Genomic DNA, 26530 nt, shown 5'->3' on the forward strand with positions numbered 1-26530 from the left:
TTGAGACCGGAATTCGCCATCAACTCGAAATGTAAGACCGATCAAATCCAGCTATTTTGATAAGTCCCGCGTGGTCATGCAACTCGACCACACCATTGCGGAACGAAACCAGCCCGTTTTCTCGCAAATCCTTCAACACGCGACTTACATGCACAGCAGACAGCCCCAACGCGTCGGCCAACTGGGCCTGGGTCAGCGGGCATTCAAAGCGCTGCGGATAACCTGTGACCGATCTATGTGCGCGGCAGCCCAGTTCGAGGAGAAGGTGAGCCGTGCGTTCAATAGGTCCTCTTCTACTGACTCCCGCCAGATGTTCGGTGATCCTTGAGTACCGCCGTGCCTCAGCCAGCATGATGGCCTCGCAAATGGACGGCGGATAGCGCGAAAAACATGTATGGACCGGACCCGTCAATTCGATCGCGGTCACGTCCGAGAGAGCCGTTACCGTCTCGCTCCCGTCTCCGCAGAACTCGATGAAGGCAATTTCGTGAGGGAGCGCAAAATCGACGATGAGACGAGAGCCATTCCGCAGCGTTTTGGCGAATGCGGCCCACCCCGCGGTTATAACTAGGATAAAGGATCTAGCCTGATACTCCCGTGCAATCGTCGTGTTCGCCGGATAAAGGCGCCGGACAGCTCCAGGCAGTACTGAGATTCCCATTTCTGAAATTGGTTCAGCAAGGGTAGGCTCCCTCGCCAATCCAAGAGCCTGCTTTGATAAGCTCATTTTGTGTGATTACCCCAGCCGTGATCGTCCCTCAGGTCCAAACTACCAGCTACATATAAAGTTCCATTTATAGTTTCATCCGAATGGAGGCGCAACCTACCACCGTTGGGCACTACCTTACCACCTTCGGAGGATATCAGCATGCAGCAAAGGTCATAAAGAGCCGCAATGCCTGCTGGGGCCACTCATGCCGGTACAGCGCGGAAAGCCAAGAGCGTCAGGCGCACTGGGCCAGTCGGGGGTCACGATTTTCATTGTTTTGGCCGCGGCACCTTTGTTCCGCTCGGCAGCGGTGCGGTCCATCGGCAAGGATTTGTGACGAACCAGCTGCCGTGCATCTCCGCCGAAGCCGGCTCTTATGATCTCTACCGGATCGACTTCTGCAAGTAGCCCGTGGGTCCGCCAGCAGCAACCCTGCCGCCCGCGAAACTACCGCAAGGCAGACCTACTCAACTTGACACCAGTCTTGTTCGACGTTTTTCTTCTGAAAGAACGTCGGATCCTGTTGGTTGAGTTAATGCCGAAACCGCCGATCCCACTGTCGGATCTAGCGGTTGGAACTCTTGCCAAGGAGGCCCAGGGATCACCTGCGTCCCACTTTCGAGACCCTCTGTCATGCCCCCCGCAACCACCGACTCCATTGTTCTAGCTGCCGGTTTCCGGCGAAGCCGCGAAGCCGAGGGATGCTTGGCCTTGTAGGTCTGCCGTCTTTCCTCGGCAACCTCCAGGTCATCGAGCACCGATATGGCGGACGCAAGGCGATTTTCGATTTCGGCAAGTCGCCTGCTGGTGGAAATCAGGGCAACTGAAACCAGCAAACTGTAGGCGAGCACGACAATAGCTGCTCCTGCGGGGCTTTCGATGCCGAACACGATCAAGGCCCCAACTCCAATAAAAAAGGCAAGGGCACCATAGCCCAGCAACCGGCCCTTGTTTAGAAGAAGCATCAACGGCCAGGTTGCAGACAGCATCAGAATGGCTAACGGTCTGTTGACCGCCCAATCTACAAGTCCCGGAACAATGTCGCTGTAAGTGTCCATATCAACCTCGAAACAAACGGGGCCGGCCGGCCTCTTCGTCGTGTGGGAGCGTAGGCCGTCCCGCGCGCCGGCTCGGTGGTCGCGTCATAGAGCACCCGGACGAGCGATAGATGTCCCTGCGAACGTCCTAAGGTCTGAAAGGCTCATCGGGTAGACCAGATCGACCTTTAGCCGAATTACTACTCAATAATGGTAATGGCGGCGGTGTGCGCGAAGCTGTTATGTTTTCGGCTGACCGGCGACGCGATCGTTGGTGGGCGGAAGCGATTTTGACATGCCGGATGGCGGGTGCGAACCCTGTCAGCAGCCTCATCGCGCCTCACAGGCAACTGCCCAAAACAATTTTGAAGTGAAGCACATTCAGCCGACGCTGAAGGGTGGCGTTGTTCTGTTGATCGCTAAGGATTCGGCAATGGCAAGTTCAATTGACAGTCCGACCATGACCAGAGAATTACTGCCGCTCGACGTGCGGGAGATTCTTGATTTCTTTCTCCGCCGCTGGAAGCTTGTGTGCAGCATTGCTGTAATCACCTTTGCCCTATTTGTCGCCGCCGCTTATCTCCTTCCACCATCCTACACGGGCGTCGCACAAGTCTTACTCGATTCCCCGGTCGACTATATGACCCCGCAGGATTATTCCAATTCTGATTTTGCCGACAATTCGACATTTATCGAAAGTCAGATTGCGGTTCTGAGATCCGCCTCGCTTCTTCAGAAGGTCGTCGACAGCGAAAAACTGACGGAAGACCCGAAGATCGGGCCGGGGGCATTAATATGGCTACAGGGCGCCCTTGGGGTTTCGCGTGTCGGATTGGCGGATGTTATTGAGATCTCGGTGACCGCCTACGACCCGGGGAAAGCAGCATCGCTGGCGAACGCAATCTCCCAGGCCTACCTCGCTGATCGAGTAAGGTCCCGTTACGAAGGGGCCAGGAAAGCGTCCACATGGCTCAGTGAGCGGGCCGCATCTCTGCGAGCGGAACTGAGCCTTTCGGAACAAGCTGTCCAGAAGTTTCGGATCGATCACAATCTATTGGCGACGCCAGCAGGCAGTTTGACTGATCAGCAGCTGTCTGAATTGAATGTCGCATTAATCACCGCACGCGCCGAATTGTCGGAGAAACGGGCACAATATCAACAAGTTGACAAATTGCTGACTAGCGGAGGCGACATCCAGTCGATGCCGGACGTCTTGCAGTCCGTGGTTATCAGCGCGCTTCGGGCCCAGATCTCTGGAGTGACACGGCGGGAAGCCGACCTTAAATTGAAATATGGCGATCGGCATCCGGATGTCCTGGCGGCGCAAGCCGAGCGCCGCGACATCGAGGGGCAGATTACCGCCGAAGTCCAGCGTCTTATCGGCAATCTGAAGAATGAAGTGGACGCTGCCGAGGCCCGGGAAGCTTCTCTCAGCCGAGCCTTGAATTCGGTATCCAACCGATCCGAAGTCGAAGGTCAGGTTGGCGTGCAGTTGCGCGACCTAGAAAGGATTGCGGCCGCGAACAAGGAGCTGTTTGAGACATTCCTTTCACGCGCCAAGCTCACCGAGGAGAAGTCTACCCTGCTGAACAGCGGCGTGCGCGTGATAACCGATGCGGTTATTCCGGGTTCGCCAAGCTTTCCGAACAGGCCTCTATTCGCGGCGTTGGGACTTGTGCTCGGCTTCTTCGTCGGGGGCGCAGGCGCCGTTCTTCGTGAACTTTTCGCTTCCGGCTTCTTGGCAAAGAAGCAGATAGAGGAAGAGCTGTCCGTTCCGGTTCTTGCATCCATCCCACGGATGGCGGGCTGGTCGAGAGACGCCCAGTCCCAAGCTCAACCTGTGGCTTATCTCGAGCGCAGACCGCTATCGAGGTTTAGCGAGGCCGTGCGGCGGCTCCGCCTGGGCATCGATGCGACGCCCGACCAGGCCCGCTTGCCGCGCCTCATGCTGGTGACATCGGCGATGCCCGGCGAAGGAAAGACAACCCTGGTATTGAGCTTGGCCTGCTCCGCAGCGGCCGACGGCGAACGGGTTCTGGTCGTCGATGCGGACTTGCGGCTTTCGGCCACCACGGCCTTCTTCGGCATGGCAGACAAGGTCGGCCTAGTCGACCTTCTGACGTTGCCGGTGAAGGCAGCAAACGCAATTCATCTGGACGAACGCTCGGGGATATCCCTGCTCCCTGCGGGCGCAAGGACCCGGAACCCGCCTGCCCTTCTTGCTTCGGCACGGATGCGCTCGGTTCTCGAAGAGCTTCGCGGAAAGTTCGATACGGTGATCGTTGACGCACCACCTGTTGGAGCCGCGGCCGACGCCACGATCCTGGCGCGGTATGTCGACAAGGTCCTCTTTGTCGTGAAGTGGCGCGAAACCGCGCGCGAGGCCGTTGCAGAAGGAATTCGACACCTTGGCGGTCGATCGAAGATTGCCGGCATCGCCCTGACAATGGTGGACGAACCAAAGCTGCCAAAATATGGCCGATACACGTCCCTCGAAAGTAGTGTTTCGGACAGTTACTATCTCAACTAGAGAAATGTTTCGCCATGCAGCACGCTGAATTATACTATGATCGCTTCCCGGAGCCGGTTGGAAAGACTTACGGCGGGGACCTTGCGCGTTGGTACGTGGTCCAGACGCACCAACATTCCGAGAGCTTGGCGGAGCGGCACCTGCTATCGCAAACCTTCCGAACATACCTGCCCAAGCGAAGGCGAACCGTTCGCCACGCTCGCATTGTCAGAACCGTGGCCAGTGCGTATTTCGACTGCTATCTGTTCGTCTCGCTGGCTGCTCAGCAAAGTTGGTACCCGATCAACTCGACCGTCGGCGTGCGAAGACTTGTCATGAGCAAAGGAATGCCGGTCCCGGCGCCATACGGCGTGATCGAGTCCCTGATAGCCGCAACCGACGACGACGGAATTTTGCATCCCGATATCTTATTGAGGCCAGGTCAAAGAATTCGAATCATAGATGGACCGTTTTCGGAACAGCTTGGCGTTCTTGATCATGTAGGAAGTTCTGGAGCAGTCAAAATTCTTCTTGATATAATGAATCGTTCGATTCCAATCACGATCGACCGAGATAAACTTTCGGTTATATCCTGAATTCTATACGTTAGTTTTCGTATAATATCTTTTTGCTCGAAAGACGCCGAAACCACCCGGCAAAGGAAGGATGAGTTGGCACCCAATTCACCCTCGATGCGGCAGCTTGCAAGGCGACATCCAAGGCTGCAGGCCGGCGTTGAAAACATTGGGTGCTGCGTCTCAACGAAATCAGCGCCAATAGGTTGGATATACCTCGCCGATACGATGACCGGCGACGATGAGCGAATGACGCTCGACGCGATCAACCAGGGGAAACCCCTTGCAACCTTCACGTAAATCCAAACCCGGAAGCTACCGTCCGACGGATCCCGGAGAGCCTCGGGACGGCCTGCAGCCGCAACAATATCGTCGCTGGGTTCCAAAAGCCAAGGCAAGCATGCTGGTCGAAGCGTTGACGCCGGGGGTGAATGTTCCAGCGCCAGCCAGGGTTGTTGGGGCGAGCTCGTCGATCAACAAAGCAGATGCCGGTGTTTCTCAAACCGACGCAAGCGCCTCCTTGCTGCCCCTCGAAACAGTCCCGGCCCTCCCGATCGCCATCGAACTGTTTCGAGCATTCAATGAGAGCGGCCTGAAGTACGGAATAATTCAGGATCTCGCATCCCTGCAAAGCGGACTTGCGGGCCGCGACGACCTGGATCTCCTTCTGGACAAGCACGACTACCCGGTCTTCTGCTCGATCGTGAGCAAGCTGCACGGCTGTCGCAGCGTGAGCCTGTCTTGCTACGACAATGTCTGTGCCGGCCGGGAGGACTGGTTCCTGCCTGACTTTCCAAATGGCCGCTATCTCCATCTCGACATGCATATCGGGATCCGTGTCGGCTGGGAATTTCGCAAGCGATATCCGGTATTCGACTATGCGGCGATTACACGATGGGAGTCGATTTGTGTGGATGGGGTGTCGATTCCAGTCGTCTCACCCGAGGACGAGATTCGAATAACCATTGCCCGCTTCGCCTTCCGGACCTGGGCATTGCCTTGGCGACAGTGGATCACCGTCGGTGGTGGTTGGAGGGACCAGTTTGCACGCCCGCCACTTCCGTCAGGCCAGCAAGGCTTGGGTGTCGCGGAATACACGCTTGGCGGCGGCAGACTGGCGAGCTGCAGGTTTCTGCAAAGCGTAGACGGTTTGATGGCAAACCGCAGAGATCTTGCCAGACTCCGGCGTTCAATCCGTGAAGCCTGCGGTTTTACAGGAGGTTACGGGATCGCCGATGCCGGCGTTCATCTGGCCCGCAAGACCTCATATCTGGCGTTGAGGTCCCTTCAGCGCCTGATGCCCGGCACATTCCCACCAAAGAGGCGGCCTGCGGCTGGCGGTTTTGTAGTGGCGCTCGTCGGCCCTGATGGCATGGGAAAGAGCACTCAAGCTGATCGGCTGACACGGATATTTCGATGGAAATTCGGGTGTGCGCAAGCATATGTCGGAATCGGAGACGGCAATGGGTGGTGGCTCCGCAAGGCGTTGCAGACTCTGGTTTTTCCCTACAGACGCCGTCTAAAGTCGTTGGCCCAGCACGATGGCAACAATTCCTTCAGCCGAAATTGGTCGAAGGGAGGACTCGCCGCTGCCGCGCTGGCATTCTGGGCAGTCTTGATCGCATTAGAGCGATACGCTGTCGTGAAACGTGCGCATCGATGGGCTACGCGCGGCCTGATCGTCATTTGTGACAGGTGGCCGCAGGCGCTGTGTAGCGGATATCTGGACGGGCCAACCGTCCCACCGCACCTCTTCTCCGTCCCCGGCCTGTCGGTTCTCGCCCGCCTCGAGCAAAGGCTCTATCAAAAGATGGCAGAATGCCGGCCACAACTCACTTTGCATCTCGTTTCAGATTTTGCCGTCTCCGAGCAGCGCAAGCCGGGAGAGATCAGGAAGGAAGCGTTCGATGCGCGGCTATCGCTGATGGCGGAGTTGCGAGACAGGGACAAGAACATCCGAACCATTGACGCGAGCGCCGGCATAGAGGCGGTCGGCCAGGAACTGTTCAGGCATATCTGGTTGTCCTTCTAAGAACAGCTGGCGGCTTAACGCCGGCATTCACCACAGCAGACGCGCTGGCCAGCTTGCCACGATCGCGCCAAGCAACAGCCAATCCAGGCCGCGCCAAGGAAGCCGCCGAGCAGCCCTCAACGCTCCGCCTTCAGGCGCTCGCTCACCCGGATGCGCCGCCCGGATTCATGTCCCCTGAGGTATAAGCAAATGAAGATTGTTCATGTGCTCACCAGACTGCTTCGGGCAGGCTCCGAAGAGAACACATTGGCCTGCTGTCTCGCTCAGGCGCGGCATGGCCACGAAGTGCTTTTGGTTCACGGCCAAGAATACGATGCTGGATTACGGGCGTCGGTTGCCGGAGCCATCAGGGTGGTGACTCTGGAAAAACTGATCAACTCGATTTCGCCATCCCGTGACATTTCCGCATTCGGGCAACTCACTCGCCTTCTACGCGATTGGCAACCTGACATCGTGCACACACATCAAAGCAAGGCCGGGATCGTCGGTCGCCTTGCCGCCAAGGAAGCCAATGTCCGTTGCATCGTACATGGCGTGCACATTTTACCTTTCGTGCATGTGGGCAACGCGCAGAGGCTCATGTTCCTGGCTGCCGAACGCCTGGCCGCGAAAGTCACGCGCGCTTTCATCGATGTCAGCCAGGCCATGCGAGACATTTGCATCGCCAATCATTTGGGCAGTCCCGATCAGCACCACGTCGTCCATTCCGGTTTCGATCTGACACGCTTCGCGAACGCGCAATGGCCGCAGGAGCCGCATCTGCTCCTGGGAACGGCCGCCGGAGAGCCTAAGCCACCGGTAATCCTTATGCTGGCCGCACTGGAACCGAGAAAACGCCATGTAGAGTTCATTGAAGCATTTGGGCAAGTCGTCGACCGAATCCCAAACGTGCGACTGATCCTAGCCGGTGAAGGGCCGACTCGGTCCGCTGTTGAAGCGGCGATTGAACGATCCCCGTTCGCAAACAACGTTCGCATGATCGGCTACCATTGTGAGCCTGAACGACTAATCAGCCTGGCCGATGTATGTGTTCTGACGTCCATGCGAGAAGGACTGCCTCGGGTCGTAATGCAGTATCTGGCGGGTGGTCGAGCCAGCGTGGTCTCGCACCTGCCGGGCGTGGAAGAAGTGGTGAAGCATGGCGTGAACGGAATTGTGACGCCAGCAGAAGATGTTGGCGCCGCAGCGGCGGCGATCGCCGACCTTCTGCAAAATGAGCGCTATCGCGCTCAACTGGCTGCCAGCGCGAAATTCACCGACCTTTCGTCATGGGGGATGGATGCCATGTGCGACAGGGTCGAGTCGATTTATCAGTCCGTTCTTGAGTCGGCTCTCTCAGCCGCAAGGCCGAATGACCCGCGAATTCGCGATGGCCTCGCCAAGCAGACCGTAGGACTGCACGGATTTTGATCCCTTTTGCTCCTTCGACGGAGCCCGGATTTCCAAGGCTTAATTCTCGACAACGAATACCTGCCGTGACGTTCCGCCGATGAATGTCGACTGGTCCTGACGGCAGCATGACAACGGGAGTACGACGATGCGTTTGCGTGCCAACCAGCAATTTCCATCCAAGCCTTCGCTGCAGGATTGGTCCCGATGGCTATTTCCAAGATCCGGCCCCGTGGCCGGCCGCATGCTCGCAATGATTGGTGGCCTCGCCATTGCCATTGTTCTGCTCGCGGCAGACGCTTCCCGTGCCGATGGCTATACATTCGACACCGGAGACGTCCTGCGAGTATCCGTGATTGGCGAGACAGCCTATCCTCTGGAAGTCGTGGTCGATGATCGGGGCTCGATATCACTTCCCATGTTGGGTGATGTCCAAGCCCGCGGCCTCAGCAGCGTTGCCCTTTCGCAGGCCATTCAGCGTGCATTCCAGCAGCAGAAGCTCATCCTCGAGCCCTACGTGAAAGTGGAGATCGGCCAGTACCGGCCATTCTTTATTTCCGGGACGGTTGCTCATCCAGGATCGTACCCGTTTCAACCCGGCATTACGGTTCGCCATGCACTCGCCATAGCAGGCGGCTTTCGGGCTACGACCGCGGGAAACACGGAGCCGGCGCTGCAAATAGCTGATCTACGCAGTGCGCGCGCAGGTCTGGCGATTGAGGAATACCGTCTGAAGGTTCGGCTTGCCCGGCTCCAGGCGGAAAGCCGACAGGACAAATCCTTCGTTGCCCCGCCGGATCCGCCAGTCGAGTTTGGCGTCCACTTGATTGACGACATCGTAGCATCCGAACAAGCGCAGTTGGACGCGCGCCTTGCCGCATATCGGGACGACATTTCCTACCTTGATGTCTCGTTGGAGCGGGCCAGGAAGGAAGCGGATATGGTCGCTGCCACTCGAAAGGAACGGGAAAAGACCGCGGACATTCAACTCGAGGAACTGCAGTCTGCCCGGTCATTGCGGGAAAAAGGCCTGGTCACCAATTCCAATGTCATGACGGCCGAACGAGCACATACCAGCTATCGCGCCGAACTTTCGCAGACCGAGCTGCAGCAGGAGCAGGCGCAGCAGGCGATGCTGACCGCTGAAAGCGAGCTGCGAAAAAAGAAGCAGAGTTATGAAATGGACTTGATCTCGCAGACCCAAGACACACAGGTCGAGCTGGGGAAAATTCAAAGTCAAATAAGGTATGTCGCCGACAAGCTTCTCTTTATATTTACATATGGCGAACAGAGGACCTTCGACGACTTGCAAGGCTCCGTGAAGATTTCGATCTTCAGGCGCGACCAGAAAGCCGCCCACGACATCGTCGCGGATGAAAACACGGAAGTCAGAGCTGGCGACGTCATCGAAGTCTCGATTGTGGCCAACAAAGGGTTCTACGCCCCGGACACTTCCGGAACAACGGCGATCCCGAATGCGAAAGGCCCGGCGCTTCAGCCAAGCCTTATCGGTCAATAGCAAGAACACATGCCCGCTTCCTCGGTCACGGCTTCGCTTCAGGCTGCGGCCTCGCTCCGCAACGATCGTGGGTTCGTTGGGCCATGATCGGGCGGACCTTTGAGGGACCAGATCATGCGTGCGTTCAGAGACCAGTAGCGGCGCGGCGGAGCTTTTCACGCCGGTTGGCGCGATCCTGGCTAACCTTTAGAGACGGAGACCTGTCATGACAGCAACAGAGCTGAAACCTCCGATTTTCCTGATCGGCAACTATCGGTCTGGAACCACAATCGCACAAAAATTAATCGGGCTGCACCCCGACATCGTTACCTGGTACGAGCCGAAAACAGTGTGGCTATACGCCGATCCGGCGCGGCGTCATGACGAATTCGTCGAAACCGACGCTACTGATAGGGTCGCTCGCTACATTCGCGGCAGATTCCTTGAATATCAGTCGCAACACGGCGACAGACAGATCATGGAAAATACGCCTGCCAATGTCCTGCGGGTGCCGTTTGTTCACAAGATATTTCCAGACGGGATATTTCTCTATATAACGAGAAATCCTTTTTCTTACATAAGCTCGATGGAACTTAAATGGCAGCGAGCTAAATCTTTAAAAGGTCTAATACGTCTCTTGAAGATGACGCCCGTGTCACAGATTCATTATTATGCAAGGGACGTTCTGAAGCAGGTGGTCACAAAAAGGCTGCTGGGGAAAAAATACACATCGATCTATGGGCCACGGTACAACGGGATAGATCGGGATTTGAAGGAGAACGAGAAACTGACGGTGATCGCGCGCCAGTGGGCGCGCGGCAATCGAAAGGCTCGCGAAGATCTCGCCAAGCTGGGCAATGGCCGCGTTCTATCTTTTCGCTACGAGGATTTGATACAGGACCCCGAGTTGGTCTTGCGGCGAATCTATGAGCATTGCGGGCTGAACTGTACTGACGATATCGTCCACAAGGCCAAGGAGATGATCGATCCCGGCCGCCAGCAGAAGTGGCTCCGCCTCGAACGGAAAGATTTGACGGCGATCATACCGGAGATCCGGGATGAGATGGAGTTCTATCGCTACGAAATCCCCCCGCTCCTTCAATAGGGAAGGCGCGCTGGGCGGGCAAGCGAGACCGCTGCCGAGCGCCCTTGATGACCTCATGCGATCACGCAACTGCAAAATAGGTGCGGTGAAGCTGAGTGTCGAAGGGCACGGATGACCCTTACGCCGTCATCCCGGCAATGACGAAAATGACCATGGCGCCGATGATCGCGGGCGCATCGCCGAGCATCGCCTGCGGCCCGGCGGATCCAGGATGGACGCAGTGGTCGCCTTTTTGAACCGGCCGACGAGTGGAGAGAGATGTGAGCAACAACCGGCGGGGGCTGGCAAAACAGAGTGTCGTGGGCATGTTCTGGACGGCCCTGTCGATGGGCGCCCTCGCGGTCGCCGAGCTTGTCGCACTTCTCGTCCTGGCCCGATTGCTCTCGCCCAATGAGTTCGGCCTTTACTCCGCAGCGCTGATCGTCATCAAGTTTTCGGCAATCTTCCAGGGACTTGGCATTAGCCCCGCAATCGTCCAGCGCCCGGTCCTGGAAGAACGACATCTTCGGGTAGGGTTCACCTTGTCGTGCCTCCTCGGCCTTGTTGTGTCCGCCCTGGTATGGGCGATGGCACCGGCAATTGGCGGTCTGCTTCGGCTCTCCGATCTTGCTCCGATCGTTCGTGCCATCTGCTTTGTGTTCCTTTTCCAAGGCGCTTCCATGGTGGCATTGGCCGCGGCCCAGCGCGCGCTGCGGTTCCGCTGGCTGGCGCTCGTCGACGCCTGCGCCTTCGCCGCTGGCTACGTCGTTGCCGGTCCAATACTGGCTTGGCTCGGCTTCGGTATCTGGGCCCTTGTCGGCGCGCTCCTGATCCAGCAATTCATCCGCATGGTCGTGCTGCTCGCCGGCCAGCCGCATCCGATGCTACCTTTGCTGGAACGCCGCGCCACCGTCGAGCTGCTTTATTTCGGAAGCGGTTTCACCATTGCCCGGATATGCAATTACCTCGCCACCCAGGCGGACAGGCTTGTCGTGGGCCGCTGGCTCGGGGCAGATGCGCTTGGCCTGTATGGCCTGTCGTCACAGCTGATGACGACGCCGGCGGTCATCGTCGGGCAGGTTCTCGATCGAGTGCTGTTCCCGACCATGGCTCTGGTCCAGGAGCAGCCGGCGCGGCTTGCTCGTGCCTATCGCAGCGCGGTCGCGGGTTGCGCTCTGCTGGTCCTGCCGGCCAGTGTGGTCGTAGCGATCGTCGCGCCGGAGTTGGTTGCGGTCATTCTCGGGCGGGGATGGGTGGGGGTAGTCGCGCCGCTCCAGATTCTAGCGTTCAGCATGCTGTTCCGCACGAGCTACAAGCTTAGCGATTCCGTCTCGCGCGCAACAGGGACGGTCTACGCTCGTGCCTGGCGCCAGGCGGTTTTCACCATCGGCGTCTTCGCGGGTTCCCTCATAGGGCAATTCTGGGGCATAGAAGGCGTGGCATTCGGCGTCGGCGCGGCCTTCGGGATCAACTTCTTCCTCATGGCACAGTTGAGCCTCCGCGTGACCGGCATGACATGGGGGGACTTCCTTGCGGCGCACCTGCCCGGGCTCGCGCTCGCGGGTGTTGTCGGGACTGGCGTCTGGGCAGTCGTGGACTGGCTGCGCGAATTCCATCTATCGCCTCTTCCCCTGCTCATCGATACGGCATTGCTGGCATCCGCCGGAGGCTTGCTGCTGTGCTGGATCCTGCCGTCGCTGTTCCTTGGACGGGACGGGCTGTCGCTGCTGCGCCTGCTCGCGGCCGTGGCGCCTGCCTGGCCCAGGATGAAGAAGGCAACAGACTGACCAGCAGAACATTCCGGCCGCGGCTTTCGTGCGCCCGCGATGCGGTGGCCATTCGCGACCCGAGATATGCCGGTTTTAAGCACGGGAAATTGGGGAAAGGAAATCCAACATGGCTAAACTGACTGAGCTTGGGGCGAAACACCTGATTGAGTTCGGTATTGACGGCGACTGGCTGAACATTGACAATTGGACCCAGCCGAGCGGAAAAGCGAGCAGCAACGAGACGGGTCATGTGCTCTCGGATCTTGGCGAGGGGCTTGCTGCCGAAACCGGCCAGGGCAGCCAGACTCCGAACTTGGAACCAGCCGCGAGCAAGCTCGATCTCACTTCCGGGCATGGGATCATCCCGCCATCGGGAGACGATGGCGGATTGAAATTCACCGGACAGGCCGAGGTGCCGGCTGGACTTGCCATCCATCTGGACAGCACCTTTGTCGACAGCTCCCGGAATCATGCGGACAGAAGCATCACCTACACCGCCCCTGCCCTTGCAGACACCGGCGCGGTCCCGACAGGGGGCGCTGTCGCCACCAGCAGCCTCCTCGCCGCCAGCTCAAGTGCGATCGACCCGATTTTCGAAACCAGGGTGGCGACCGCAGGCGACGACGTCGAGGAGAAAGGCTCCGGTACGATTGGGACCAACATCAGCGATCTGGAGCTGGGTTATGACGGCAGCACCCGCCAGACCGTCGGCCTTCGCTTCACCGGCATCGACATCCCTAAGGGTGCCATCATTACCAGCGCCTACATCCAGTTCCAGGCCAACGAGGTGAAAACCGGCGCGGCCTCGCTGCTGATCCAGGGCGACAACACCGACGACGCCAGCCCCTTCACCAGCGCCGCCTTCAATGTCTCCTCGCTTCCCCGGACGACGGCATCCACCGCCTGGACACCGGACCCGTGGACCATCGTGGGCGAACATGGCCTTGCCGAGCGCACGCCGGACCTTACGGCTATCGTCCAGGAGGTCGTCAACCGCTCCGGCTGGGTGGCGCTCAACGACATGGCCTTCGTGATCAGCGGCACCGGGACGCGCACTGCCGATTCATACGAGTACAATCCCGCCAGTGCGCCGCTGCTGCACGTCGAATACCTCTTGCCAGGATCCGGCAAGCCGGTGGCCTTCAACACACCCGCCGATAGCAATTCAGCCACCAACGAAATTAACGAGCTCGCCGCGGCCGGTGCCCCTACCGGAATTACTGCTTCGGCCACCGATCCCGATGCCGGATCGAGCGTCACCTACAGCATCAACGATGCGCGCTTCGACATCAATTCCAGCACCGGTGTCATCACGCGCTCGGCCGTCGGCACACTCGACTTCGAGACCCAGCCGTCCATCAACCTGACGGTGACGGCGACCTCCTCCGACGGCAGCACCGCCAACAAGAGCTTCACTCTCGCCGTACTCGACAGCCCGGAATCGGTCGCATTCAACGCTCCGCCCGACGCCAACACCGCAGCCAACCAGATTCTCCAGAATGCCGCGGCCGGCACGGCTGTCGGCATCACCGCCTCGGCCAGTGATCCCGATGCCGGCTCGACGGTCACGTACACGATCGACGACTCGCGCTTCGCCATCAATTCCAGCACCGGCGTCATCACGCGATCGAGCAGCGGCACGCTCAACGCTCAGTCCGAACCGACAATCAATTTCCACGTCAAAGCCACCTCGTCCGACGGCAGCTTCGATACTCACACCTTCACCGTTGACGTCACCGGTAGCAGCCAGCTGCCGACATCGGTGACCCTGGCCCATACCATCCTGACCTCGCAGTGGTCGCCGCCGAGCCCCGATCCTACTGACATCGTCTATATTTCTCACCTTGGCACGCTGCTGGTTGCCGACAGTGAAGTCGATGAAATGCCCATTTTTACCGGCAAGAATCTCTACCAAATGAACCTGGCCGGCAATCTTATGGGAACGCTCAGTACCATCAACTTCTCGGACGAGCCGGCCGGGGTCACTTATAATCCGGCTAACCACCATCTCTTCTTCTCGGACGACACTGGTACGAAGAGCGTCTACGAACTGAACCCAGGCAAGGATGGGCTTTACAATACGTCCGACGATATCGTGACCTCATTCAAGACCGCCGCGTTCGGCAGTAAGGATTCGGAGGCTCTTGCCTACGACACAAAACGCGGAGTGCTCTATCTCGAGGATGGCTCCAACCATAACATTTACACCATCGCTCCCGGCCAGAACGGAAAATTCGACGGCGTCCCAAGCACGGGTGGCGATGATGTCGTGACGAGCTTTTCTGTACAATCGCTCGGAAACCCTTCTGACGGGGGCCTCGCGTATGATGCGGTCCACGACCTGCTTTACGTCATCGTGTCACGCACCTCGGTGGCAATGATAACGCCAACCGGGGATCTGCTGGGCACGCTCGATATCTCGGCGGCCGACGCGCATAAACCGGCCGGATTGGCGCTGGCGCCGAGCAGCGACGATCCGAGCCACCATATGAGCCTCTATATCGTCGATCGGGGCGTGGACAACAACACGGATCCAAACGAGAACGACGGCAAGATCTATGAATTCCATTTGAACGACTGGGTAATCGCCTGATCCGGCACGGCTTCGCGCCTTCAAGTCAGCCGTTAGGGCGTCCGGCTTGCCAATCCGCAAGCTGCCGGTCGGCTAGTCTCAGCGCCGCCAGTGAGCCGTTCAGGCGATTAGCGTCTTCCCGCAAACCATTCACGATGCGTTCAGGGCTTCAGGCGAGTTGAGCGAGGATATCGTCGACAACGCCTGGGACCGTGCCCGCCGTGTCGATATCGATGCCAGCGGGAAGATACTCCCGGGTATGATGGTAGCGCAGTACCAGCCGCCGCTCGGCCGGATCGAAACCTGGCTCATTCGGTCGCCCATCCAGTCGTCGGTTCAACGTCTCAACGTCTACGTCGAGCACAAAGACCTTATGATAACGCCGCCGCTCCAGTTCGGTAGCGACAGACGTTTTTCCAGTGCCGGAACCGCCTTCGATCAGGTAGTTCTTGATTCCCATAGGCGCCGTTTATAGGCGCCGTTTATCATGTCGTTCAATCCGGCGAGAAGAGAACGACAACGTGGGAGCGGAACAACAAAAACGGCAATGGGACGATGCTCGATGCAACGTGTTTCAGCGCCGATAAAAAAGCCCAGACCGCCGGCGGCACTCTGGGCGCCGCAAGCGGTCTGGGCTTCACGAAGGGCTTGGCCCTATGTCGTCGAGACGCTGTTTTCAGCGACCCTGCTCGAGGAGCTTACGCCTTGCCGGGCGGGCCGACGTGAATATGGTTCTTGTCTCCCCAACCATTGCCGGGGCGTGTGCCGCCCGATTTGGCAATCGCCTTGGAGTTCAAGCTTGTGCCGAGCAGAAGCGTCACAGCCGGCGGCGTAACCGCCGCAAAACGCCCCGCCTTCTTGAGAAAGTCACGGCGCGCTTGAGCCTCCGAGACCAGCGTCTCTTGCGTCCGTTCCGAGCGTTTTGTGCTTTCTATTGACATTTCGACCTCCCACAAACTTTCCAAATTCGCAGATTGATCTTACGCTTTCCATACAGGCGCACTAGTTCCCCAAAAGGCTTAGATTTTCGTGCGAGGATTGAAGAGCGTGCGAGCGATGCGATGCAAGGGGTCCGACGGCCCACGTTTCGTCAACCCGTAGGCGCGTGAAAACCGCCATATGCCCCACATCAAATTGCCTGCCAGGCGCAGCGGTGCGCCAATAATGGGGTGGGTCGCCGTGAAGACGCGCCTCCAGTGCTGGAAACGAACCATCGGGCGTTGTGTACATTTTGCGGGGATTCTGGTTCCAAAGAAATGATGCAAGGCCAAGAGCTGGGTGTCGAGCGCATTGCGGGCGCTCCGATCCGGCATGGATTCCTGCAGTGACATCCAGTCCACGTCCTCGCTTTCCGCCAATCGGGCCAGATCATGAAGATGCCTGAGATCTATCCTTCCGCGCCAGTAATCTCCCTCCTTGAGAAGGTCGTGCACCATCCAATGCAGGGCGCGAGACCGAGCGGGGGGAATGTTCACCCGAAGTCCTCCGAGTTGGACGAGTTCGGGAGGGGCATGGCAGGTTGGTTGGCTCGACCGAAGTTCCAGCATTCCGGCGTCATGCTCGCGGGCCATGCCTCGGGCGCCCGCCACATCGACGTAGCCAAGCTCTTCAAGACAGGTCCGGGCGAACGTCTCTTCGCGCGGGTCCACGGCTAGATCGAGGTCACTCGTCATCCTGCTGGGAACCTGGCCGCCCGGCGAAAGGAACAGAGGAACGGCCCCCTTGAGCAGAAACGGTACGATGTCGCGGCCATTGAGGGCCGCAATGGCTTCACGCAGTTGGGTACGCAAGCGCAGGTTCCGTTCGCGATTGCAGTCGTACACGAACCGAAGGTACTCGCGCACGTCCTGCGGGAGTTGATGGATTTGTCCGGCCCGAGCGAGAGACGAGAACAAATCGGGTGTGAGCAGAGTGTGATTTGCCAGAGCAATCACGGCCTGCCAGTCGGCGCTGTCGGTCGGAGCGCCGCGAAGTCCAGCGATCAACGCCTTAAGCGCGTTGCCTCTACTCGTCATGGCACGCTTTCGAGATAAGCTGTACTGCATCATCAAGCCCCGAATAGGTCAGGCAATAGGTTTGCGCCGAGCCGATGAGTTGGGTCAGCACTTCGAAAGCGGTGCCACTGAGCTCTCCGCCGGGTGCCAGCGCGCCGTTGAGCAGGCCGCGCAATGCGTGAGCTGGATCGATCGGCTCCAGGCTAGCTTTCGTGTCACGACCTCGACGGAGCAGGACCACACAGCCAATGGGCAGGGGAGCGGGAGGCAAGGGCACGAACGCCTTGGGCACGGCAAATCGTACACGCTTGCGGTCAGGGCGGCGACAGATCGGAACGGCATCGAGGCCGGGGCAGTATTTGGCCAGCAACGGCCATGCTCCCGCCTTGACCGCCGGGGCAAACGGAAGGCCGACGCCATGCCCGCTAGAGTCCAGCAGCGTCACATCATCGGCGACAAAGCCAAATCCTGCATGGACCAGTGCCAAGGTCAGCGTCGTCTTGCCCGCGCCCGGATTGCCACAAAGAAGGACGATGCGTTCATTTCCGAGAAGCGCAGCCGCATGGAGGGCAAGTTCATATGCGCCGTAATCCAGAACCTCGGTCAGCAATTGCCCCTTCAGCATGACGGGTAGTTCGTCGAGGGAGCAGGACAAAATCCACTTGCCATCCCGCAACAGATGGACTCTCCCTCCCTGCCCAACCACTTCGAGCAGTACGTCGGCAGTATCTCTTTTGACCTCGAGGTGGCGAAATACGGAAATCGCGGGAAAGGCGTAGGCTGCCGGATAGACGATGCGTATGTTGAGGCCCGCAACCGCGACCACCTGGCTCAAAGGCTTTTGAGCTGACGAAGTAGACAAGGGCGCGCAGGGCCGTATCAGGTTTAGCCGCTGCCAATCTTCGAGTGCAGCCTCGACATGCCTGTCTGCCTCAAGTTTATCAACGCCACTGCGCGCCATCTCGACAGAGATGGCGTGCGGTGGCATGCCCTCTTCCAGAGAGCGCCAGATGTCGGCAGCAGTATCGTTGACGGCGAAAATGGCCTTCTGAGAAGGGCTGAACAGGATATTTTGTCCCCTGACGCGTACCAACCGCCCCTGGATCACAAACCTCCCAGGGCCGTGATCGGCGGATCCTGATGCCACACTTCTGTCAATCGCCTCGTGCTGGTTCATCGCGGTGACGGTCCAAGCTATTGTTGCAAGCAGGGTGCATGCGAGCGCCACCTGTCTTTGCAGTTCGGATAATCATTGCCGACGGTGCGACTTCTCACAGCAATTCGTCGGAGAACCGGCCCACGTCCTGATGCGCCGCGATCCACTGGAGATGCGCCTTGTTCCAATATTCGCGGGCGTTGGCGCCCGTCAGCAATCTGAAACCAGATGGCGGCAGCGGCAACGAGGTGGGGATTGGCTCGTCGGGCAGCCACAGCAAAACGTTGTCGCGGCTTTCAATCGTCAGCCGCCATGTTCTTTCCAGGCGATGGAATCCACGCATGTTGGCCGCAGCCAATGCGAAAACCGATTCCGTGATCCTCAACCTGGGCGACTGATCGACAGCCTTGATCGGAGCCTGATGTGTGATTTCGCCCTTGGACAGAAAGGCATGCATGCGAATGAGGGATTTTTCGACCCGCACCGTTTGCCCGGTTCCGTCCCGCTCGTTTGACGCAGGGTCCAGGCTGATTCCCGAGAAACATCCGTCAAACAAGCAATCTTCGATGATACCGCTGAGGAGATAATCGTTCTCCACAGCATCATCCCTTATTTCGCTGAGCCAGCACCCTTTTAGGCGAAAGCCGTCGGCGTGCTCGGCGAGGCGAATGCCATCCCAGCAGCGACGGGCACGCACCCCCTCAACTGTCGCATCGGTGGTTCCGTCCCTGACAAGCAAAGCCGCACTGTTGCAGTAGGTGTCCCGCCAATCAGACGTCAGCGGTACCTGGCCGTCGAAGCGGCCGCCGACAAAGCGAACCCCTGGACAGTTGCGGATGACGACGGGATAGCGATTGACCGGCAACGTCCCCTCGTCGCAGCCCATCGTCGCGCTGGGATCGCTGTTTCTGCTGTTGGCAACCGTGAAGGAAGCATTGCGAGCGTTGATAGTTGCTCCCGGCTGGAGATTCCGAATTAATTGCTGTTTGAAGCCATACTCACCTGCCAGGACGAACTCGTTGCCTTCCGGCGTCTGTCCGCCTTGCGCTCGGAGCGAGCTCGGCAACAAAGCGATTACAGGATACAAGCCGGCGACGGCCATGAAAGAACGGCGGTCCATTCTCGTGCTCATTGACCTATCCTATCGCACGGCCGATGCCGTTCAAGGCAGGCCAGTAGCACCGCGTCGAGAACCCTTTCGGCGACGTCTTCGGGCGACGCAAACCTCTCCACGTTGACCGCCACCAGTACGCCGGCGTGATCTTCCGTTCCCATCCCCCACTGAAGATCGGTCGCAATCTGGCGGCAAGCACCATCCGCGGTCGACCACAGATCAAGGTCGCGGTCAGGAGATGTTCTTTGCATCCGCGAGGACCGATCGCCCCTTTTCAGAAGTCGATCTCGTGCCACGCCGATCTCGCCGTGCAGATGGACAAAAGCAATATCGTGCACGCCAATGGCGAACAGGATATCAAGCCACTTCTCGGATGTTGCCCCACGCCTGCTCTTAAGCAAGATGGATAGGAATCCCTGCAACAGGCCCTGGTCCATGACAATAATTGTATTTCTTCCCTGTCTCTCACTTTGAACATAAGCAATCAGAAACGAAAGGTTCCAGATGACTCTGACTGTGTCGACAATCGATGATTGCCCACCTTCGATGACAAAGCGCGTAATTCGCGAGAGCAGGGAGCGAAACTCACGATCCCTAAACCTTGGTGCAACAATACCTATTCTGTAGATCTGGCGGCTGATGAACTTTCTTGCCTCCGACGCTACCCGCACATCACCCACCAACGGGCCGTGCCGCCGCAAACCGCTCGCCAACAGGGTGGTTGCGGTTGTCTTTCCAATTCCGGGGAGACCAAAGAATTCCACAAATCGAATGGCTGTTTGAAGCGGGCGTGGTTCGACGCTTGGCGGCAAGCCTGCCGTCAGGTCACGGACTGTGTGCGAAGCCATGGGAATTTCAATGTTGAAAGAGCTGGGACCCTGGAACCGCGTACAATTTCGGACGCTCAGGGCCGGTCTGCAGTGATCGTTGGATGCCGCGGTAGAAGATGAGCAAAGCCAACGGCAGCCAGAAGAAAGGCGCTGTCGATGGACCGAAGGAGTCGCTCATCTGGTTTGCGATGATGTAGTTCCACAGGGAAACCGACGTTCCAAGCACCATCACATTCACTTCCGCCGCATGGTCGCCCCCCCTGTCATTGCCGAACAATGTGCAGAACACGACCCTGACCAGATATGCCATGACCACGAGAACCAGCATCGACGCCAACGCCAAGCCGGGCACTCCCAGTGTTCTAAAGAAGTCGATGAACAGATTATGGCTATGGGGTGCGATATCTTGCACCCATTGCCCTGCCCCCACACCCGTGAACGGGTGCGACAGGCCGAGATCGATCGATATAGACCACAGTCGCTGCCGCGATACCACCGAATGCGCCTCGCCTCCGGAAAGTTGAAGGGCCAGCAGGCCGTAAGCCCGTGGATTTAGGAACTGCAATGTCAGCAGGCTCGCTTCGAACAATATCGGAGCGGCAATGGTTCCCACGATTACTTTTAACGGACTCTGCTTTCTTCTGATTAGATATATACTGTATAGCGCAAAGAAAAGACCAAGGCCCACCACTCCGAGAACGAAGTTGGTCTTCGAACCCGATTTCACCAAACCCAGGAGCACGGCAGCGAGGCAGCCCATAAGGAGAAGTCGGTGCCGGCGGGATGTGACCAGCTTCGCGGCGACAAGCGGCAGACCAGCCGACAACGCGATCCCGAGTTGGTTCGAGTGCTTGAAATAGCCTTCAGCCCGATCGGCGAATCTGGCATCGCCCAGCCCGATTGCGACAAGACAGGATGTTACGACAGTCATGATGACTATGGTCGTCACAACCCTGTCGACTGCCACGAGACCCTTGGGTCTCATGGAGATCGCCGCGACTGCTGGAATGATCGCGAAGCCAAACACTTGTGAGAAAACCGCGCGCATCGTCCTCATCGGATTGTCTGCGTAGAGCATCGACAGTAGAGAGAGAACGATGATGAAAGCAGATATCGTCAGCACCGCAGTCGTCAGGGCGGCCTCAATCCGATGGAGGCGTCTTGCTGTTTCCGCATAGGCACCGACACTTAGCAGAGCGCAGAACAGTGCCAGCACGAAGGAAAGCGAGCCATCCGTTCCGGCAATCCGCGTGGCGCCAGGGAACCAGATGGACAGGATCAGCAAAAGGACAGATACCTGAAGCATAGGTGGAATGTCACGTTCGAGGCATTATGCGGGAACTGCGCACCGACGCAGCCTCGCCTTGATGCGCAACGTCCAGCGCCTTGTTGTCCTGAATAGCTGCACTGATAAACACAGGCTTGGCGTCCGTATCATAAATCACTGCATGCTGCCGCACGGCGGGTGAACTTCCGCATACCTATTTCCATGCAGCGTAGGCTCGGCGGGTGGACAAGGAAATGAGCGAAAAGGGGGCATTCGGACAGGGTGCTCTACGCCTTTTGTGCAGCGCGGGGGAGTGTGCGGCGATTTCCCGCCCCTCGATCGCTCGGCGAGGCGGTGCAGCCGGATTGAGTGTTGGTACCGATTTCGCAGATGTGGGAGACTTGGAGATGGCACACTGAGTCTTCCACCCATAGGAGATCGCCGTGCTTTGGGGCCTTGTCGTCGTCGGTGTGATCGGCATTTTGCTGGGATTTCGTTTTCGAGTTGCCGCGCTCATTGTCGTGACCGCGGTGACTGTCGTGGGCGGCGTCGCTGCAGGCGGCATCGGCAGTGTATTTGATTGGCACCACCTCATCTCAATCCTGCTTCTCGTTGTCGTTCTACAGGGGGCCTACTTGCTCGGCCTCTTCCTTGGCGTAATCTGGCGCCAAGGCATGTCACGTGAGCAGTAATGGTCTGCGGCTGCCATTTCGCCGCAGCTGGCGGGCGCCGCACCTTTCGCCATTGCGATCGCGACAGCACGCTGCGGTTTTTAGGCAAAGCAATGCATCGGGCAAGAATTTGCGATGCGCATTGATCAAGACGCACGGTCGAATTTCATCACGGCGCCCACAGTCCGGACGAGAATGACAACATCGGCCCATAGGGACCATTCCCGCACATATCGGCTGTCGATAGAGACACGACTGGGATAATCCATTGCGTCTCTGCCGGCCACCTGCCAAAGGCCAGTTAGCCCAGGCCGGGTTTTTAGATAATCGATCGCAGAGGAGCCGTAACGTTGAAGTTCGTCGGGAACGACTGGACGAGGGCCGACGCAACTCATCTCGCCGCGCAGCACGTTGATGAGTTGAGGCAGCTCATCCAGGCTAGACTTCCTGAGAATGCGCCCCAGGAATGTGATCCGCGGGTCATTCTTGAATTTCCAATTCTGCTCCCACTCCTTGGCGGCTTCGGGATTGCTCGCGAGATAGTCGGCCAGGACCCGCTCCGAGTTGGCCACCATGGTCCTGAATTTGTAACAGGCGAAGCGCCTGCCGTTGAACCCGATCCGGGTGTGTGAGAACACCGCCGGTCCGCCGTCGGTCACCAATATCAAAAGGGCAACCGCCAGCATCACCGGCGCAGCGAGGACAAGCGCGATCAATGCGACGGTCATGTCCATCATCCTCTTGCGCCGGCCTCCAAGCGGACGGAGGTTTTGGCCGACGCGGATGCCTGGCCCGCGGTGCTTTATGTCAAAGGCGCTTATTGTCACGGATGTCACCAAGAAACGCTGCTGGTTTTGCTGCCCAACTTCACAGCGGCGCGTCATTCTCGGCAAGAGAAGCAAAGGAGGTAGCGCCGTACCCAGCGCTCGTTACCCCCTTAGCCTGATCCGAGCATCGCAGGCGTAGCCTCGGTAAGTCTTCCGATCAAACGGGGTATCACCTAGCATCCGTTTGCTGCAGTAGCAGTTCGGGCAGGTTCGGCTGTATTGCCAAAGCGCGGATTGGAACGGGTTCGGCCACCAAGAGGTCAGAGGGCCAACCAATTTGGACCGTCACTCGCCTGGGCGAGAATAGAATAGACAGGAACTACTTTACCAAATGCGAAGGCCGCAAACGCGTCAGCCAACGCAATGCAGGAAATGCACGCGCATCGCGCCCAGACGAGACCGGCAGGGCAGCGGATCCGCTTAAAGGACATTGCCGGCCTACCAGATAGTGAGAGCGCGCAACGTGGTGCCCAGCTTCATGCCTACATCACGTCATTTTTCAGCAAGGTCGTTTGCTCGTGATGTTCCCGAGATCGACCGTGCCGAAGTCCTTGCTCTCGTGCGCAAGCAAATAGCCTTGCTCGATCTCGATCTCTCCGGCCTCACCGTGGTCGTTGGCGCTGCGACAGGATACCAAGCAGTGACTGCGGCAGCGGCGGCGCTCGCTAAGGCCAGCCGCGTCGTTGCGCTCACTCGCATATCCTCCAGACATCCGAGTCTGGCAGCAGCCGCGACCGCGACGTTGGCATTTGCCAATTTTGCCAACGTATCGGAACGCGTGGAAGTGACGGACCGCATCGACAGCCGCAAATGGCAGGACGTCGACCTCGTCACGAACTCCCTCCAGGTCGGAACGATTTCTAGATCGCTTGTCGAACTCTTACCCTCTCATGCGGTTGTTTCGCTAATGGCTGGACCATGGGAGCTTCGGCCTGGCACTGTGGACTTCGACGCCTGTGACGAGGCTGGCATTAAGGTTGCGGCTCTCAATCTCAACCATCCAGCCGTAGACCTGCTGCCAGAGTTCGCGCGGTTATGCTGCACCTTGCTGGACGATGCCGGTGTCGATCTACGCGCGGCCAAGCTCGCCATCGTCTGCGACACGCCCTGTGCATCATCCCTTGAATATGCGCTCCGCGAGCGCGGGGCGGGAGTAAGCGTTTTTTCGCACCCGGTGCTGCTGACCGACGATGCATGGGATGTCATCGTCGTTGCGATGCGACCCAGCGACAAACCACCAATGGACATCAACAGCCTGGGCCGAATTGGCCGGAACTCGAACCAAACGCTGTTGGTGCAGTTCAGCGGCGGGATCGATCGCTCGGCCGCCAGCTATTTCGGCCTCACGGTTTGGCCGCCGAAGAGGCCCGGCCGCGATCAGCTAGGCTTGCCACTTGACGTACTCGGAGCAGCTCCGACGGTCCGCAGGCTGACGGGAGGGCTGAAAGCCGCCGAAGCAGCATATCGGGGCGCAGAACTGGGCGAGGACAGTGTTGGATTCCTCGTGAAGACAAGGTCCGCGACCATTGAGAGGCAACGCACTTAAACACCAGCGCGAGCGAGTCTGTTTCGCGAAAACGACCCGGACGGGTGTCCAAGCACCTTATAAGAACAGCCAGCCCCAAAAAGGTCCTCTCAACGGGTCCGGCAATTGTTGCCGGACCCGCTAGGTAAAGTCCGAAGCAGCCGTCATAGCAACATCTGTCTGAGCTTGTAGGCTACTTCCGTGCGGTTCGTAGCCTTCAGTTTCTTCATGATATTGCGGATGTGGACCTTGACCGTGCTCTCGCAAAGATTGAGTTCGTAGGCAATTATCTTGTTCGCCTTGCCTTTCCTGAGCGCCTCTACGACCGCAGCCTCGCGTATCGTGAACATGCCGGCGAGCGGCCGGGCACCGTTTGCCGTCGAGTGGATGATCTCTCGAAGCGCCAGCACGCAGCTGGCGGGTACAAAGATCCCTCCGGCGCGAGCGAGACCAATGGCCTCGGCAGCGACTTTCACCTTCACGCTTGTGGGAATGTAGCCTCGGGCTCCGCATTCGAGTGCGGCGAGGACCTCTCCCGGGTCGTCGGAATCCACCACGACGATTACGGGTACGGTGCCAATCTCAGCAATGAAGTCCGTAAGTTCCGCCCGAACACTCTGCTCGGAGACCTTTCTGGCGCCAAGAATGACCAGGATCGCGGATGGCTCCTCTTTCCCGGCAATGTGCTGGATTTCGTCAAGCGATCCTACCGCGCTAACGCGCAAAGTGGGATTGTGTTCGATAAGGCCACGAGCAAGGCATTCACGTTCAAGCGCTCGCTTGTCTACAATCAGGACGAGGCCTTCGCTTCGGTGCTCTTCTTCGACATCGGATCTGCCTAGACCATTCGCGCCCGGCAGATGTCCATTATGTAGCGGTACTGCTGCATCATTCCAGGAATCGGAAATTTGGTGAGGTCCCATCGCCTTACATACTCCTCTCCGTCGCCGACTTGCTTTTCTCCCATTTGATTGGGCCCCGCAAAGCTTGTCAGACGCGTGAACTGATACGCTCCATCGTGTCAGGCTGCCTAGATTTAACCGGGGATTGGATTCAAGGAGTAGAGCATACGCCGCCCCAACGCACGGACGTATGGCCTCCCCGCCCTATGGAGGTAACCCAACCTAAAGGGCATACTACAATGCTGTGGAAAGGCCGCATTAATCCTGGTTAACAATTGGTAATTATATATTAGCTAGCTAATATGTCCAAAGGTATTACAACCTGCAATTGCGTTCAACTTGTCTCGCATCAATAAGCTGAGACGGGGGTTGCGACTGGTGATTTCCTGTTTGCCGGCCAACAAACCATACGGCCGCCAATCGCGGCGAACTCGGCGACCGAGGTGCACATTGGTTCGACCTCGCCGCCACGGCCAAGCGCCTCGGCAAGACCAACCAGATCGATGGTGGCTTGGTCAGTGCTTTCCCGCCAAGGCGCGAACGAGGGATAGTAGCAGCGCTGCAAGCCTGATCCCGCAAATCGCCGGAAGAGAGCGTGAGGCGCCTGCACGTCACTGGCTGATCGGTCATCGGTTGAGCCCCGAATGCTGTCCTCATACTTCTTTCGTATGCTTTGCGCGTCTTGGGTATGAGCGCATATAGTCCGTTATCCCCCGGTGCCGTTTCTCACGAACTGCCCGTCGGTTAGGCCCGGTGTCCTAGCCCCATCCCAACAAGGGGGTGCCGGGCCGCTCCATCCAGACCCGACTGAAGCCGCCGCCTCATCTGCGAGGCGACGGCCGCAATTGCGGTCCCAAGCGTGCTGACCCGCAACAGGTCACGTTTGGCCCAGCGGCGGATGGGCTTCACATCACGGCTTGCAGGACCGATAGTCTCAACCTGAAGCGCGAGGGGTATTTCTGACCATGCGCCACATCAAGGCAAAGAGCCTCGCTTCCCCGGATGGCGTCCGCGATTATCTGGCCGCGCAGGAGAAGAAGTCGCTGCTGCGCTTCCTGACCTGCGGTTCG

The 26530-nt window shown here is 58.4% G+C and carries 21 protein-coding genes; 10 read left to right on the forward strand and 11 right to left on the reverse strand.

The window, feature by feature from the left end:
* Positions 1 to 19: 19 nt before the first annotated feature.
* Both O7A60_RS13570 and O7A60_RS13575 read right to left on the reverse strand, forming a co-directional pair.
* Positions 20 to 727, reverse strand: coding sequence for a Crp/Fnr family transcriptional regulator (locus O7A60_RS13570; RefSeq protein WP_337106748.1), 708 nt, complete (start codon positions 725 to 727; stop codon positions 20 to 22).
* A gap of 449 nt (positions 728 to 1176) precedes the next feature.
* Positions 1177 to 1767, reverse strand: a complete 591-nt coding sequence (locus O7A60_RS13575; protein WP_337106749.1) for a hypothetical protein — start codon at positions 1765 to 1767, stop codon at positions 1177 to 1179.
* Positions 1768 to 2020: 253 nt separating this feature from the next.
* On the opposite strand from O7A60_RS13575, the gene O7A60_RS13580 reads away from it, so the two are divergent.
* The 8 genes from O7A60_RS13580 (at position 2021) to O7A60_RS13615 (ending at position 15195) form a co-directional block, all read left to right on the forward strand.
* Positions 2021 to 4276: a GumC family protein gene (locus O7A60_RS13580; protein ID WP_337106750.1), complete on the forward strand. Its 2256-nt coding sequence runs from the start codon at positions 2021 to 2023 to the stop codon at positions 4274 to 4276.
* Positions 4277 to 4290: 14 nt separating this feature from the next.
* The gene (nusG, locus tag O7A60_RS13585) at positions 4291 to 4851 is read left to right on the forward strand and encodes a transcription termination/antitermination protein NusG (protein ID WP_337106751.1); all 561 of its coding nucleotides are present in this window, start codon (positions 4291 to 4293) and stop codon (positions 4849 to 4851) included.
* 379 nt (positions 4852 to 5230) lie between these two features.
* Positions 5231 to 6862, forward strand: a complete 1632-nt coding sequence (locus tag O7A60_RS13590; protein WP_337106752.1) for a nucleoside/nucleotide kinase family protein — start codon at positions 5231 to 5233, stop codon at positions 6860 to 6862.
* A 189-nt stretch (positions 6863 to 7051) separates the two neighbouring features.
* Positions 7052 to 8272, forward strand: coding sequence for a glycosyltransferase (locus tag O7A60_RS13595; RefSeq protein ID WP_337106753.1), 1221 nt, complete (start codon positions 7052 to 7054; stop codon positions 8270 to 8272).
* 127 nt (positions 8273 to 8399) lie between these two features.
* Positions 8400 to 9770, forward strand: coding sequence for a polysaccharide biosynthesis/export family protein (locus O7A60_RS13600; RefSeq protein WP_337106754.1), 1371 nt, complete (start codon positions 8400 to 8402; stop codon positions 9768 to 9770).
* A 205-nt stretch (positions 9771 to 9975) separates the two neighbouring features.
* Positions 9976 to 10854, forward strand: coding sequence for a sulfotransferase family protein (locus tag O7A60_RS13605; protein ID WP_337106755.1), 879 nt, complete (start codon positions 9976 to 9978; stop codon positions 10852 to 10854).
* Positions 10855 to 11114: 260 nt separating this feature from the next.
* A complete protein-coding gene (locus O7A60_RS13610) occupies positions 11115 to 12620 on the forward strand; it encodes a lipopolysaccharide biosynthesis protein (protein WP_337106756.1) in 1506 nt (501 codons plus the stop codon).
* A gap of 109 nt (positions 12621 to 12729) precedes the next feature.
* The gene (locus tag O7A60_RS13615) at positions 12730 to 15195 is read left to right on the forward strand and encodes an RTX toxin (RefSeq protein ID WP_337106757.1); all 2466 of its coding nucleotides are present in this window, start codon (positions 12730 to 12732) and stop codon (positions 15193 to 15195) included.
* Between the two features lie 148 nt (positions 15196 to 15343).
* Here O7A60_RS13615 and O7A60_RS13620 read toward each other — a convergent pair whose 3' ends face one another.
* From O7A60_RS13620 to O7A60_RS13650, 7 genes are all read right to left on the reverse strand, one after another.
* A complete protein-coding gene (locus O7A60_RS13620) occupies positions 15344 to 15634 on the reverse strand; it encodes a hypothetical protein (protein WP_337106758.1) in 291 nt (96 codons plus the stop codon).
* 238 nt (positions 15635 to 15872) lie between these two features.
* Positions 15873 to 16115, reverse strand: a complete 243-nt coding sequence (locus O7A60_RS13625) for a hypothetical protein (RefSeq protein ID WP_337106770.1) — start codon at positions 16113 to 16115, stop codon at positions 15873 to 15875.
* 78 nt (positions 16116 to 16193) lie between these two features.
* A complete protein-coding gene (locus O7A60_RS13630; RefSeq protein WP_337106759.1) occupies positions 16194 to 17189 on the reverse strand; it encodes a nucleotidyltransferase family protein in 996 nt (331 codons plus the stop codon).
* Positions 17179 to 18345 carry a PqqD family peptide modification chaperone gene (locus O7A60_RS13635; RefSeq protein WP_337106760.1) on the reverse strand — a complete coding sequence of 389 codons (1167 nt, stop codon included), beginning with the start codon at positions 18343 to 18345 and terminating at the stop codon, positions 17179 to 17181. Before O7A60_RS13635 ends, O7A60_RS13630 begins: the two co-directional genes overlap by 11 nt.
* Before the next feature lie 94 nt (positions 18346 to 18439).
* The gene (locus O7A60_RS13640; protein ID WP_337106761.1) at positions 18440 to 19456 is read right to left on the reverse strand and encodes a hypothetical protein; all 1017 of its coding nucleotides are present in this window, start codon (positions 19454 to 19456) and stop codon (positions 18440 to 18442) included.
* Positions 19453 to 20286 (reverse strand): hypothetical protein, encoded by an 834-nt coding sequence (locus O7A60_RS13645; RefSeq protein WP_337106762.1) that lies wholly within the window; start codon positions 20284 to 20286, stop codon positions 19453 to 19455. The genes O7A60_RS13640 and O7A60_RS13645 overlap by 4 nt, the downstream gene beginning before the upstream one ends.
* 7 nt (positions 20287 to 20293) lie before the next feature.
* Positions 20294 to 21553, reverse strand: coding sequence for an O-antigen ligase family protein (locus O7A60_RS13650; RefSeq protein WP_337106763.1), 1260 nt, complete (start codon positions 21551 to 21553; stop codon positions 20294 to 20296).
* Between the two features lie 425 nt (positions 21554 to 21978).
* Here O7A60_RS13650 and O7A60_RS13655 point away from each other — a divergent pair, with 425 nt between their 5' ends.
* Entirely contained in the window at positions 21979 to 22227 is a 249-nt protein-coding gene (locus O7A60_RS13655) for a hypothetical protein (RefSeq protein WP_337106764.1), read from the forward strand.
* 125 nt (positions 22228 to 22352) lie between these two features.
* On the opposite strand, the gene O7A60_RS13660 is transcribed toward O7A60_RS13655, so the two are convergent.
* Entirely contained in the window at positions 22353 to 22940 is a 588-nt protein-coding gene (locus tag O7A60_RS13660; RefSeq protein WP_280940120.1) for a sugar transferase, read from the reverse strand.
* A gap of 571 nt (positions 22941 to 23511) precedes the next feature.
* Here O7A60_RS13660 and O7A60_RS13665 point away from each other — a divergent pair.
* Positions 23512 to 24579 (forward strand): hypothetical protein, encoded by a 1068-nt coding sequence (locus O7A60_RS13665; RefSeq protein WP_337106765.1) that lies wholly within the window; start codon positions 23512 to 23514, stop codon positions 24577 to 24579.
* 143 nt (positions 24580 to 24722) lie between these two features.
* Here O7A60_RS13665 and O7A60_RS13670 read toward each other — a convergent pair whose 3' ends face one another.
* The gene (locus O7A60_RS13670) at positions 24723 to 25481 is read right to left on the reverse strand and encodes a LuxR C-terminal-related transcriptional regulator (RefSeq protein WP_084636857.1); all 759 of its coding nucleotides are present in this window, start codon (positions 25479 to 25481) and stop codon (positions 24723 to 24725) included.
* Between the last annotated feature and the right edge of the window lie 1049 nt (positions 25482 to 26530).

Origin of the sequence: Mesorhizobium salmacidum (SeqCode), from assembly GCF_037179605.1 — a bacterium.
Classification (GTDB): Bacteria; Pseudomonadota; Alphaproteobacteria; order Rhizobiales; family Rhizobiaceae; genus Mesorhizobium; species Mesorhizobium salmacidum.

Excerpts from the sequence above, each read along its gene's own strand:
- O7A60_RS13570 (WP_337106748.1), bottom strand. The coding sequence starts at position 727 with ATGAGCTTATCAAAGCAGGCTCTTGGATTGGCGAGGGAGCCTACCCTT.
- O7A60_RS13575 (WP_337106749.1), bottom strand. The coding sequence starts at position 1,767 with ATGGACACTTACAGCGACATTGTTCCGGGACTTGTAGATTGGGCGGTC.
- nusG (WP_337106751.1), top strand. The coding sequence starts at position 4,291 with ATGCAGCACGCTGAATTATACTATGATCGCTTCCCGGAGCCGGTTGGA.
- O7A60_RS13590 (WP_337106752.1), top strand. The coding sequence starts at position 5,231 with ATGCTGGTCGAAGCGTTGACGCCGGGGGTGAATGTTCCAGCGCCAGCC.
- O7A60_RS13595 (WP_337106753.1), top strand. The coding sequence starts at position 7,052 with ATGAAGATTGTTCATGTGCTCACCAGACTGCTTCGGGCAGGCTCCGAA.
- O7A60_RS13600 (WP_337106754.1), top strand. The coding sequence starts at position 8,400 with ATGCGTTTGCGTGCCAACCAGCAATTTCCATCCAAGCCTTCGCTGCAG.
- O7A60_RS13605 (WP_337106755.1), top strand. The coding sequence starts at position 9,976 with ATGACAGCAACAGAGCTGAAACCTCCGATTTTCCTGATCGGCAACTAT.
- O7A60_RS13615 (WP_337106757.1), top strand. The coding sequence starts at position 12,730 with ATGGCTAAACTGACTGAGCTTGGGGCGAAACACCTGATTGAGTTCGGT.
- O7A60_RS13620 (WP_337106758.1), bottom strand. The coding sequence starts at position 15,634 with ATGGGAATCAAGAACTACCTGATCGAAGGCGGTTCCGGCACTGGAAAA.
- O7A60_RS13625 (WP_337106770.1), bottom strand. The coding sequence starts at position 16,115 with ATGTCAATAGAAAGCACAAAACGCTCGGAACGGACGCAAGAGACGCTG.
- O7A60_RS13630 (WP_337106759.1), bottom strand. The coding sequence starts at position 17,189 with ATGACGAGTAGAGGCAACGCGCTTAAGGCGTTGATCGCTGGACTTCGC.
- O7A60_RS13635 (WP_337106760.1), bottom strand. The coding sequence starts at position 18,345 with ATGAACCAGCACGAGGCGATTGACAGAAGTGTGGCATCAGGATCCGCC.
- O7A60_RS13640 (WP_337106761.1), bottom strand. The coding sequence starts at position 19,456 with ATGAGCACGAGAATGGACCGCCGTTCTTTCATGGCCGTCGCCGGCTTG.
- O7A60_RS13645 (WP_337106762.1), bottom strand. The coding sequence starts at position 20,286 with ATGGCTTCGCACACAGTCCGTGACCTGACGGCAGGCTTGCCGCCAAGC.
- O7A60_RS13660 (WP_280940120.1), bottom strand. The coding sequence starts at position 22,940 with ATGGACATGACCGTCGCATTGATCGCGCTTGTCCTCGCTGCGCCGGTG.
- O7A60_RS13665 (WP_337106765.1), top strand. The coding sequence starts at position 23,512 with ATGCCTACATCACGTCATTTTTCAGCAAGGTCGTTTGCTCGTGATGTT.
- O7A60_RS13670 (WP_084636857.1), bottom strand. The coding sequence starts at position 25,481 with ATGGGACCTCACCAAATTTCCGATTCCTGGAATGATGCAGCAGTACCG.